Genomic DNA, 12,624 nt, shown 5'->3' with positions numbered 1-12,624 from the left:
TTCCGTCAAATCTATAAGGCTGTTGAATCGAATCAAGCTGAATTGGAAAATCAGTCAAAGCAAGATGTTCAATGCATAATCGGGAATCTACTGTTCATAACAAATTTCACTCGTTCCCCCTATTTTATACATTCGCTTGGCTCGTCTATTTATAAAATAATGTAAATACCTATTGCAGTTAATGTATCTGTATCAAAAACGGTTGTCGTACTCCTGAATGACCGCCATATCCTTTAATTGTCGCATACGGTCGCTGGATACATGCCTTGATTACTTCAACCAGTACAAAGCTATCTGGGTGCAATTCCGTAATTTTTCCTCATTTCATCGGCTTCACCTCGCTTGGTTTATCATACTTTAACTATAGCATAGTTGCTTAAGGTTGAAGGAAGAGAGTGTAGTGATTGTAATTATATGGTACGCTGGAACGGCACCAAAAAAGTCATGAATGAAAGAGAGTTCGGCAGGTATACATTTCGGAGGTGACAATATGAAGAAAATACACTTGGAGTTTGAAGGACAAGTAAGTACAGATACGTTTGATATATTGGGGGAAATGTATAGACAATGTGAAGACACAAACTACTTTGTTGACGAAGCAACAATAAAAAAAGTATTTAGGATTGAAAAATATTTTGAAGTACAGAATTCTGACAAAAAACTCAAAATTATAATATTTTATCAACGATATTGCATATTGATTAAAGAGCTATTAAATGAATATTCTGAACTAGCTGAAGAAGATAGAAAAAAAATCGTAGATTATTATTTGTTTGATAATCGATTAAAGGAATTAAAGTATTTAGGACTAGGACATTACTATAATGCAAAATTCAAGAAGAGCCAAGCTACATTGTATAGAAGCAAAGGTAGAGACAGAATTGAGTCAGATTATTTTGGAGCGCCTGATAGTGTAGAGATAGTAAAAAGAATATTTGAACAGTGTCGTGAACATATCAATAAAGGAACTAATAAGGTTAGGCTTTACTCCTACTCAAAATGCTTCGGTACAGTACTCTTTAAATACTTATCTATTGAAAAAGGAAAAATTTCTGTTAATTTGCAAATTATCCCTAAAAATAATATTAATGTAATAAATGTTAATGGTGAAAATATGTCCGTACAACAATTTGTAAGACATCAATGTAAAGACGCTAGAATTGATTTTTGTATAGATATGAGTAGTGTTAGAAATGGGAAAAGAGACAATCTTACAATTTGGATGAAAGATTTTTTAGGTGAAAGTTCTACTGAAATACAAAGAATTCTTTCCCCTGTCTCGGATCAAGAAGTAATCGCATCGTGTATCCCTAATCAGGAAATATCGGAATGTTTTAATGAAGAAGAATTGATTTATTTGTTGTACAGATACTATAAAAAATACTATGAAGTGCGTAACCATAGTAATGGTGAGATATTCAAACATGAATTCAAAAAGGCAGTCGCATATTTAAATGAAGAGTTTGAGAAACAGTTGTCTAACCAACATGAAGAAGAAAACACTCAGCAATTAAAAATTATAAAAACATATATTGATCAATTCACATTATGTTTAGATGGAGATGAAGCCCATGATAAAAAAGTCGATAAAGTATTTACTTATATTGATTGGAGCAAAGAGAATTTGAACATAGAAAAAGACGCTGAATCAATTTATAAGTTTAAATCAACGAATAGTATGATTACAAATTTTAAAGGTTTTTTACATAATTATTTAATGAAAGTATCGGAGGAACTGCAGTGGAAATAGAAAACAACAAAATGATTTGTTTAAATAATCTGATTTGCAATTGTTTCAATAAAGAGAATAACATCTATATCCCCCTCATTCAAAGAAATTATAAGTGGAGTACAAAAACTGCTGAAGAACTAGCATGTGGTTTATTTAAGAGCTATATAGATAAAAAAAGTAAATATACAATAGGAATGATTACTTTATACAAGGAAAACAGTAACACATTCCAATTAATTGATGGTCAGCAAAGGATAATTACTCTAACGTTGATATTGAAATACCTGGCTCCTGAAAAACATTATTTCAACTTTTCTTTTGAAAGAGATGAGGGGGTTGATGAAAGTGTCGTTACAAGATCAAGGTACTTAATGAACATTGGTACTACCGATAGAGATGAGAATAGGATTTACACGGACATACGAAGGTTTGAAGAAAATTTTGAAGCAATTAAATGTAAATTGACTAAGAATGATGAAAACGGAGAGGTTTTAGAAAAGTATCGTTTTACCCCTGAACACAGAGAGGGATTTATCAATTACATATTGAACCAAACCCATATACTTATTCACTTCAGTGAATCAGAACCAATAGATGAATTTCTGAACATCAACAAAAATAAAACCAGATTTGGTATTAATGATCATATAAAAGCGAATCTTATGATTGATGCTACTGAACAGGTAGTTAATTATTCAAGAGGAGATACATTGGACCTATTCAAGAATTTATCGAATAATTTGTTTGCACAAGAAAATATCTGGAATCTAGTCAAACAAGGTTATGACGTTAAAGAAGATGTTGATGGAGATGGATTTGAAAATAGACTAAAGGTTTTATTTTGTGATCGTTATGAGGAAACAAGTAAACTGGGATATGAATCCATTCCTGAGTATAACAGGTTAGAATATTATAAAGAGATAATAAATAGTATTTGTAAAGACTTAAAATTTGATAATTGGAATTCATACAATGGGTTTAACTATATACATTCTATTAACGGTCAAAGATTTTTTGATTTATTTGATAAAGATTATAAAGAAGAAACACTGAGAAAAAATCTAGAACAAGTTCTATTGGACTTCATTGCAAAAAAATCATCGTACTTGAAAAACTGTTTTATTCAATCACAGATGAAGTTTGAAAAAATGGAAATAAATGATTTTAAAGAGTTGATATTGTCTAATGAATGGAAAAATGATCAAGTAAACTGGCTATATTCAGCAAAAAGTGATTTTGATGATTTCAACAAATATTATAAAGAGTACATTAATGAGAAATATAGTGAACAGGAGAAATAAAGATGCTTAACAATAGAACTGAGCATAGTCTAGCAACACTTCTTTCAAAATACGATAAAATAGTTATTCCAGACATTCAAAGAGATTATGTGATGGGGAGCGGTGGGGAAAAGTTAACGAAGTTATTACAGTCAATATGCAATGCAAAATATCAAGAAGCAATGCATCCCAAAAAGGGATTTAAATTTAGTGTAATTATGGGATATGTCGATAGTGCAACGAATACTTTTTATGTCTATGATGGTCAACAGAGACTGGCAAGCCTCGTATATTTATGTGCTTCCTATGAAGAGGCTCAAAGTGAGGAGGAATTTTTAAGCAAGTTTGAGTTTATGGATCGTGAGGAAGCTAATTTATATTTAAAAGGTTTAATTCAAAAAAAAGAAAATCGCCTAAATGTTGTTGATTTCACTACCTTTTCTCTCGAAAAATTACTTCGTCAATTTAGTGAGGATAGATGGATAGAGAAGTATGGATATTCGAGTTTTGAAAAAATAATAGGTTTTAAATACTTGTATGAACATATTGTATTTGATGTTGTGCCTGTTAAAAAAGTTGAAGATGCGGAGCAATTTTTTATTGATTTAAATGATGGTTTGGATTTGAAAGAATATGAAATATTTAAATCAGAACTTTTTTATCAAGTAAGAAAATGTAATGAAGAAGGATTTAAAAAATTTGCATTAATGATAGATAATAAATTGCTTAGATTTTTTTCTACATACATAACGGAGATTATAGAGCCTGGAGAAAAGTCAAGCAAACCAAGGATGCTCAGCGAAGAAGAGGTAGAAATAAGATTTGTTCAATTTTGTCTTAGAATGATGTGGATTGAAGAAAGAGGCACAGACGAGGGCTATAAAAAAGGTAATGTGGACTGGATAGGAAGAAAACATATTAAGAGATTGGAATTAATTATTAATAATATGCTTGAACTGGATTTAAGTGATTCAAAAATGAATTGTGTTAATTATTCATTCGGAGATCGGACAGACCGATTCTGGAATCAGGACGTAAATAATGTTGAAGGTGTATTTTGGAATTTAGCAGATAGTCATTATGGAGCTATGCTGAAGATGTTTTTAATTAACTTTTGTAAACCCCAGTTTAAGGAGTCTGCAAAAAACGATGTAGTTATTTGGGCATACATTTCGAATTGTGAGAAGTCTCCTAAGGTGTTGTTCCCTTATCTGAGATTAATTAAGAAATTATTAAATAACAATTTGACAGAAAATAATATGGCGCATTTTGATAAAGATAAAAGTATATGGTATACAAAGTATAGTGCCTTTTGTATTCCGAAATATTATTCGGATATCGATAGTTTTATCGACAACGCTAACAATAGCAAGCTAGCCTATCTTTATTCAATCATAAGACTGAATAAAGAGTTGGACGGACAATATAATATTGGGGTACATAGATCAAGTAATGCTGAATTAAATAAAGTACTAGAAAATGAACAGGAAAGAAATTATTCAAATGATAAAGAAGAACTTGAATCTTTTGAAAACCTCCCTTATATTAATGGATTAATGAATAATTTATTGGATAGTCAAAATAGACTACTGATAAGTTATAAAAAGTTCCTATCAGATATTCTTCGAGATAAGACAAGTAAGAAAGAAATTTTAGCAGATTTATTTAATAAATTAAGTTATTTAGGATATGACTTGAAACCTTTATATTTTGAAGAATTAACGATACGGTGGAGGGCGTATACAGATAACTTTTGTTATGAACAAGGGAATATATTACCAAATACTCTAAATGATTTATTTATAGATAGTAAGTTCGAACAGGTGATTTGCGACTGGATCATAGGCGGTGATAAAATGAAATTAGATGTTAATGATGATAGATTACTAATGAAGGCAATTAATTATATGCCTATAAGAGGATGGACTACGGATATCTATCAAATATATTATCCGAATGATTACTATACTTATAGTTCGACATATACTTCTGCAAAAGATAAAAAGTTAGGCTTATGTTCAAATAAAGGCAATAATTTTAGCGCTACAAAAAAAAACATAAAAGATTTCTTCGGTGAATTAAAGTTGAATGTAGAAGGTAAGGTTATTGTTGATGATGATACTGGCATTCATAGAGGATTTATCTGGAGTATAGAAACTCATAACGATTTATTAATGAAATGGGTACAATGGGGGAAAGAAAATCAAAAGGTTATATTCTATTGTAAGGAAAAGTGGGTCTATAACATGATTTTAGATGAATATATTCAAAATGCTGAAAATGGATTAGAAGATATAGAGAAATGGTATAGAGAAAATCAAGGAATTATCCGTAATTGTTTTGGGGAACACTTTTTCATTGATCATAATGCTTTAAAAACGTATATTGAAAGATAGCGTTATGCTTTGTTCTAAGGAAGGGTTATGTTTAGATTAATTCATGGTACTATTGAAGCGCTTCAATTATTATCACTTTCTTCGGTGTATTTCAAAACACACCACGAATGTAATGCAAAAACTAAACGTTAAAGGCCGTTCACAAGCGGTTGTCGAGCTGATCAAGCTTGGGGAGCTGAAAATATAGCTGGCCATGTCTTCGGAAGTGACGCGTTTAAGCCTTCTTTTGCCCTTCGGGGCAAAGGGAGGTTTTTTGTTTACTCACCAAAACAACTGAAGAGTGAGATAGATCACCGTATGATTTTTATGACATGATAAATTAGAGATATTAAGGTAGTCCAGGAGGATCTGTTATGACCAGATATGAACAACAAAGAAATTTTCTGAAATCCAATTTTCATGAATTCAAACATATCAAAACAGATAAGATCAAGGGAATTGCACAACCGCCAATTGTTAAGCTATTTGATTCAGATTCACGAATTATTGATTTGCCCAAGGTCAGCAAAGACGTTGTGAGTAAAGAAAATATTTTTGATTGTATAGATCAAAGAAGAAGTACACGGTTCTATTCTGAGGAAACTATGAGTCTGGAGGAGTTATCCTATTTATTATGGGCTACCCAAGGGATTAGCGGTATGAATAAGAACGGACTTACGCTGCGGACTGTACCCTGCAGTGGGGCGACGCACACCTTTGAAACCTATTTAATGATTATGCGTGTAGAGGGTATTGGGCAAGGGATCTACAGATATCTGCCTGTGGAACATAAGCTCTTATTTATGTTTGAATTAGATCAACTTGAACAAAAGATTGATGCTATTACTTTGGATCAGCCCTTTGTCCCTAACTTTGCCAAAAAGGCTTCTGTATTGTTTGCCTGGAGTACCACACCCTACCGCTCCGAATGGAAGTACGATATTTCTGCTCACAAAAAAATCCTCATCGATGTTGGACATGTCTGCCAGAACCTATATTTAGCCAGCGAATCCATCGGTGCAGGTGCTTGCGCGATTGGAATCTATGATCAAAAGTTGATAGATGAGATTTTAGAATTAGACGGCGATGAAGAATTTGTTATCTATCTTGGTGCAGTTGGCAAGAAACGAGAATAGCTAGGAATGCTAGATATGTCTTCGGAAGTGATGCGTGTAAGCCTTTTTCACCCTTCGGGGTGGGGAAGGTTTTTTGTTTATATTCCAGCTTATTTGCCCAACTGCTCAGTTTGAACGAAGAGGAAATTGTAATGTTTAATTGATAATCATTCTCATTGCATATATAATTAACCCAAAGTAAGAGGAAGCAGGGATGAGCATGGAGCGAAGCAATGGACTGAAAGAAGCAGAAACGATTGATGCCCATAAGACGCTTACATGTGAAGGGGTAGATTATAATTACCGTTTTAATGGGGCTCATTTTGAGATTAAACCCCCAGTCGAAATAGGGGAAGGCAGTTGCCGCAGCCTGCTTAGCCATGGGTATATCCAGATGACAGATTTTAATCTCCGGTTTAATCGGGATATCGAAGCAAAGGGCAATTTTAGCACTCCGCGTACGGAGCTGGCTTTCTGCATAGGGCATGGCATTGAGTGGGGGACTTCGCTGAAATCGGACTATTTTGTTATAGATACGGGAGAAATTGCGTTGTTTCATGGCGGGGTAAGAAGTGAAAACTGCACATACCTGAGTGGGGCGGGGTACCGATTCATCAGCATAGATATGAGCCCGGCACAATTTGAGCGGATGACCAGTGGTCTGACCGAAGATACACGGCTTCGCATTGGAGCTGGTGCGGGTTTGTTTTTTGGAAAAAATAACATCACACCATCCATCCGCTTCATTCTGTCGCAGATTGCGGATTGTTCTTATAGCCATGGCATGCGTGAACTTTATCTGGAGGGCAAAATGCTGGAGCTAATGGCTGTCTATCTCAATGAATCTTTATATGAAGCAGAGCGGATTCCGTGCTCGGTCAAGCTGTCCAGAGAGGATATGGAGAGCCTGCGGCTCGCTAAGGAGATTTTGCAGCGTGATTATTTGCACCCGCCAACGCTTGCAGGCCTTTCTCGCATTATATGCCTCAATGAGTTTAAGCTGAAAAAGGGCTTTAAGGAAATGTTTGGTTATACCGTGCATGCTTACGTTATCGAACAACGGATGCAGAGAGCGCAGCAGCTGCTGGAACAAGGGAGTATGACTGTAAGTGAAGCAGCTTCCAGGGTTGGATACGGTAATGTGAGTCATTTCTCGGCAGCCTTCCGCAAAAAGTTCGGTGTGCGTCCAGGAGAATATCTGATCAGCGGCAGGCAGCGTCTCTTCGGTATTAAGTTGTAAGTCCGTATCCTCCTGCACAGATGCTCCTGTTTTGGTTAATTATAATCCCTTAAACGGTAGCAATCGTGAACAACGTTCCTATACACTAGTGCACTGAGAATCATTCTCAGTGCACTTTTTTTTGCGCGTAATTACCAAGAGTGGGGGAACAGCTGTGAGTAAAACCAAAACCGGCATGCCAAGGCTGCTGGAGATCGCCGGAGAGAAGCGAGGTTTGCTGCTCTTGTCCGGAATATTGTCATCTGTCAGCGCTGTATTAATGCTGATTCCGTTTTTGTCTGTTTATTTCATTTTGGCAGAGCTGCTGCGCCATGCTTCATCGCCTGGACAGGTCGACGGTACGTATATGATCCGCTGGGGGTGGATTGCACTTGGAGGGTTAATCGGAGGGCTGGTGACTTCGTATTGTGGTATTATGTGCTCGCATATTGCGGCTTTTCGAATTCAATATAATTTGCGTGTGCGAATGACCGAGCATTTGGGCAGATTGCCGCTCGGTTTCCTGAATGGGACATCAACTGGCGTGGTCAAGAAAACGCTAGAGCAGAATGTCGACAAGGTGGAAAATTTCGTAGCGCATCAGCTTCCCGATTTAGTCAGCGTGCTGGCTTCTACGGTGCTGATGATCGTGGCGATGTTTTGGCTTAGTCCGCCGTTGGCGGTAGCTTGCCTGCTGCCGATAATTATAGGATTAGGTGTGCAGTCAGCGCTTATGATGAGCAGCAGAGGCAAGGCCAGTGTGAAGCAGTATCATGATTCGTTGGAGCAGATCAATACTTCGGCGGTGCAGTATGTACGGGGGATGCCGGCGGTTAAGGTGTTCGGGCAGACGGTGCATTCTTTCAGAAAGTTCTACAGTGATATGACCAGCTACCGCGATTATTGTCTGGAGTATACGGACCGTTATCAAACAGGTTATATCTTATTCAAAACATTGCTGGCGTCACCGTTTACCTTTATTTTGCCGGTGGGCATCTTCATGCTAAGCGGTCGACCGGATTCCATGTCTTTTGCGCTTGTGCTGCTGTTCTTTCTAATTATGGCGCCCGGCGTTTCATCTCCGCTCTACAAGCTACTTCTGCTGGCTTCAAGCACTCGGGATATTGGCGAAGGCGTGGAGCGGATGGACCGTCTCTTGGCACAGCAGCCTGTACCAGAAATAGCAGAACCGCTATCCCCGCATACTTTTGACGTTGAATTTGTGGATGTAACCTTCTCCTACAGTGAAGATGCAGGGACTGCAGCGGCGCTCAGCGAAGTCTCATTCCGTGCGGAACAAGGGAAGGTTACAGCGCTGGTAGGGCCGTCAGGTTCGGGAAAATCGACGGTGGCCAGCTTGGTGCCGCGGTTCTGGGACCCGCAAGTGGGTACGATCCGTATCGGTGGAGTCGATATTCGCCATATGGCAATCCATGAATTAATGAATACAGTTGCTTTTGTATTTCAGGAAACCTTCCTGTTCTATGACACTTTGTATGAGAATATTGCTGTCGGCAAACCGGGAGCGACTCTGGAGGAAGTCCAGGCTGCAGCCAGAGCGGCACAATGCGACGAGTTCATTACTCGGCTGCCGCAGGGATACGATACGTTAATTGGTGAAGGCGGTGTCTATCTCTCGGGTGGTGAGGAGCAGCGCATTGCGGTAGCTCGGGCTATTCTCAAAAATGCACCAGTGCTCGTGCTCGACGAAGCGACTGCTTTTGCCGACCCGGAAAATGAGTTTCATATGCAGTTAGCACTTACGGAGCTTATGCGCGGCAAGACGGTTATTGTCATTGCTCACCGACTCTCCTCTATACGTGAAGCTGCACAAATTCTGGTGCTGAGGGATGGAGAAATCGTGGAACGTGGAGAGCACGCAGGTTTGATTGAGGCGGACGGGCTTTACGCCAAAATGTGGCATGCCTACAGTGACGCCGGAGATTGGCATATGGAAAAAGGAGGGGATCAGCTATGAAGGTATTGCATAATATTACTGCCGGCAAACCGCAGCAGTTGCTGAAGCCTGTACTTTTTTCCTTGCTGGCTAATCTAGTTAGTGTGCTGCCGTTCGCGCTTGTAATTGAGGCGGTGCGGTTGATTTTTGCTCCTTATATTACTGTGGGCGCAGAACTTCAGACAGAACGCCTTTGGTGGATCTGCGCAGGGCTTGTCGCCGTCATGGTGCTGATGTTCCTGAGTGAGATCCCCGCCTATCGCACCGCTTACCGCGGGGCATACAATGTTGCTGCACAGGGACGTGCGGAATTAGCAGAACATCTGCGGAAGCTTCCGCTGGGTTACCTGACTCGCCGGGACCCAGGTGATTTAGCCAATATGATGATGGGCGATTTCACGCTCGTTGAGACGGGCATTTCACATCTGCTGCCACAGCTTGCGGGGGCTTTTGTACTGCCGATATTTGCACTTGCTGGTTTACTGTTTCTGGACTGGCGGATGGCGATTTCCATGTTCGTAGCGCTGCCGGTTGCTCTTCTGATCATGTATATATCGGGCAAGCTTCGGCGGAGACTCGGAGCGGATCATATGAAGGCCAAGCTGAACGCTGCGAACCGATTGCAAGAATACTTGAACGGCATACGGGTGATGAAGGCCTATAATCTGACGGGAGAACGATTTGTCCGTCTGGATAACTCTTTTAAAACTTTGATGAAGGAAAGTGTGAAGCTGGAAGGGATGTTCGGTCCGGTTATTCTAACCGCTATGGCTCTTCTCCGTGCGGGGCTGACCTTAATGATATACGTAGGTGTTCATCTATTATTAGGCGGGGAGCTCGGTATTTTGCAGTTGGCAGTATTCCTTATTGTCGGCACACGAATCTATGATCCATTGACCACGGCGCTAGCCAATTATGCCGAATTCCGCTACAACGAACAAGCGGGTGAACGTATAGTAGACCTGCTGCGCCAGCCGGTAATGACAGGTGCTACGAGTCCTCTTCCTAAAAGCAGCACCATTAGGTTTGACAATGTAACCTTCAGCTATGGAGGAGAGCCTGTTCTCAAAAATTTAAGTCTGGAAATGCCGCAAGGTTCACTGACTGCAATTGTGGGTCCGTCAGGCAGCGGCAAGAGTACAGTGCTGCGCCTGATCTCACGTTTCTATGATCCTGAAGAAGGGAGTGTTCTGCTAGGTGGGCGCAACATCAAGGAGATTGATCCAGAACATCTGCTAGGATCCGTATCGGTGGTGTTTCAGGATGTGTACCTGTTTCAAGATACCATTGGGAACAATATTGCTTTTGGGCGGCCGGGGGCGTCGCAGCGGGATATTCAGCAGGCAGCGGAAATGGCTCACTGCCATGGTTTCATCATGAAATTACCGCTTGGTTATGATACGCCGGTAGGCGAAGGCGGAAGCACGCTCTCCGGAGGGGAGAAGCAGCGGATCTCCATTGCCCGTGCGATTCTCAAGAACGCTCCAATTGTGCTGTTGGATGAAGCTACTGCATCGCTTGACCCGCAGAATGAGGCCGAAATCCAGAAAGGAATTGATGCGTTGATTACGGGCAGGACCGTCATTGTTATCGCTCACCGGCTGAAAACCATACGCGGTGCGGACAACATTATCGTACTGGAAGACGGTCAGCTGGTAGAGCAGGGACGACATGATGCCTTACTGCTGCGCGGCGGATTGTACGACCGGCTCTGGAAGCTGCAACAGCAGTCCGTTGGATTCCGCATCACATCTTAGGCAATGCTCAGCACATTTTAGGAGGGAAACGTATGCCTATAACAAAGGATGAATCCACTTGGCCGATCATAAGCCTTAGTTTGGGGGAGGCGTTTGATCAGGAGACAGTAGAAGAATATATCGCTTATTGGGAAGAGCTGCTCGCGCGCCGATCTGCCTTCGGCCTGCTGATGGTGCATTCTGCTGAGAAAAACACACGTCCAGAGCGTGCGGTTACACAGCTGTATATGAACTGGTGCAAGATGAACAAGCGGGAAATCGCCCAATATTGTTCAGGCATCGCGGTCGTAATGCAGAATGCTAAGTTGCTTGCTGTCTACAAGCCAGTTACAGCGTTGTCCACTAAAAGAACCTACGGCTGCCCCGGAGGTGCTTTCTCCGGAGAGGCTGAGGCGATAAGGTGGCTGGAGGAGCAGTTGGCTAAGACACCCTCGGGTACGAAAACCTAATATAGCTACCCATATTTTGGGGATACACATTTAAGCTTTCTTCACCCTTTTAGGTGGGGAAGGCTTTTTTTGTCTAGAAAGATAAGAATCCGCCAACCCCTCACAACCAACGTGTCAGAGTAAGCTTTTTGAAATATAAATGGGGTGTGTTGGATAAAGATAAATAATAATTATTTGAAAGAACAATTAAAACATGTATATTGGCTAAATGGTGGACCTTGTGCTGGAAAGACTACTATGACCAAGAAGTTTGTAGAGGAATTAGGTTTTCAAACATTAGGGGATGATCTCTTAAAATATAGACCATTCTCTAGCCCTATGGAATATCCTGCCCTTCAATTCCCTAATCCTAGTTTAGATTGGAATAAGTGGTTTAATAAACCTGTAGATGAACATTGCCAATGGTTATTTCAAGTGGTCGAAGAGATACCGTTTATCCCGGAAAAGAGAATGATATGTTTTTATACGTCCGATGCGGAGATAGAGAGATTATATTACTTTAGAGAAGACCATAAGATGATTCTGGACTGCATTAACGCTTATACGTTAAATCCAGAAGAAACAATTAAACACAGTAATAAATCTATGATTAAGTTCTCCAATGAAATAAAGAGCGCTTGCACTAAGCTGGGCATCAAAACCATAGAAAGAACACTAAATATGAGCGTAGAAGAACAATTTAGGTTAGTTCGTGAACATTTTAAAATGTAGGGATGACTGTAAGGTATACCTACTCAAAG

Annotated in this window: 9 protein-coding genes and 1 pseudogene; all 10 read left to right on the top strand. The window is 39.8% G+C overall.

The window, feature by feature from the left end:
- Positions 1-490: 490 nt before the first annotated feature.
- The 10 genes and pseudogenes from MHH86_RS25190 (at position 491) to MHH86_RS25145 (ending at position 12,595) form a co-directional block, all read left to right on the top strand.
- The gene (locus MHH86_RS25190) at positions 491-1,750 is read left to right on the top strand and encodes a hypothetical protein (RefSeq protein WP_076316860.1); all 1,260 of its coding nucleotides are present in this window, start codon (positions 491-493) and stop codon (positions 1,748-1,750) included.
- Positions 1,741-3,033 (top strand): DUF262 domain-containing protein, encoded by a 1,293-nt coding sequence (locus MHH86_RS25185; RefSeq protein ID WP_076316859.1) that lies wholly within the window; start codon positions 1,741-1,743, stop codon positions 3,031-3,033. Before MHH86_RS25190 ends, MHH86_RS25185 begins: the two co-directional genes overlap by 10 nt.
- A gap of 2 nt (positions 3,034-3,035) precedes the next feature.
- Positions 3,036-5,408, top strand: a complete 2,373-nt coding sequence (locus MHH86_RS25180; protein WP_076316858.1) for a DUF262 domain-containing protein — start codon at positions 3,036-3,038, stop codon at positions 5,406-5,408.
- 97 nt (positions 5,409-5,505) lie between these two features.
- Positions 5,506-5,595 (top strand): annotated as a pseudogene (locus MHH86_RS25175) (DNA-binding response regulator); the annotation flags it as partial.
- 166 nt (positions 5,596-5,761) lie between these two features.
- A complete protein-coding gene (locus MHH86_RS25170) occupies positions 5,762-6,523 on the top strand; it encodes a SagB/ThcOx family dehydrogenase (protein WP_076316857.1) in 762 nt (253 codons plus the stop codon).
- Between the two features lie 193 nt (positions 6,524-6,716).
- Positions 6,717-7,742, top strand: a complete 1,026-nt coding sequence (locus MHH86_RS25165) for an AraC family transcriptional regulator (protein ID WP_076141525.1) — start codon at positions 6,717-6,719, stop codon at positions 7,740-7,742.
- A 175-nt stretch (positions 7,743-7,917) separates the two neighbouring features.
- Entirely contained in the window at positions 7,918-9,699 is a 1,782-nt protein-coding gene (locus MHH86_RS25160) for an ABC transporter ATP-binding protein (protein WP_076316882.1), read from the top strand.
- Positions 9,696-11,435: an ABC transporter ATP-binding protein gene (locus MHH86_RS25155; protein ID WP_076316856.1), complete on the top strand. Its 1,740-nt coding sequence runs from the start codon at positions 9,696-9,698 to the stop codon at positions 11,433-11,435. Before MHH86_RS25160 ends, MHH86_RS25155 begins: the two co-directional genes overlap by 4 nt.
- 32 nt (positions 11,436-11,467) lie before the next feature.
- On the top strand, positions 11,468-11,884 hold the full coding sequence (locus MHH86_RS25150; RefSeq protein WP_081384406.1) for a hypothetical protein: 417 nt from the start codon (positions 11,468-11,470) through the stop codon (positions 11,882-11,884).
- Positions 11,885-12,058: 174 nt separating this feature from the next.
- Positions 12,059-12,595 (top strand): hypothetical protein, encoded by a 537-nt coding sequence (locus MHH86_RS25145; RefSeq protein WP_143766140.1) that lies wholly within the window; start codon positions 12,059-12,061, stop codon positions 12,593-12,595.
- Positions 12,596-12,624 lie beyond the last annotated feature (29 nt).

The sequence above is a fragment of the Paenibacillus sp. FSL F4-0097 genome, assembly GCF_038593125.1.
GTDB lineage: Bacteria > Bacillota > Bacilli > Paenibacillales > Paenibacillaceae > Paenibacillus_AQ > Paenibacillus_AQ odorifer.
Note: the sequence above shows the minus strand (reverse complement) of the source record. Positions and strands in the feature narration are given on the sequence as shown.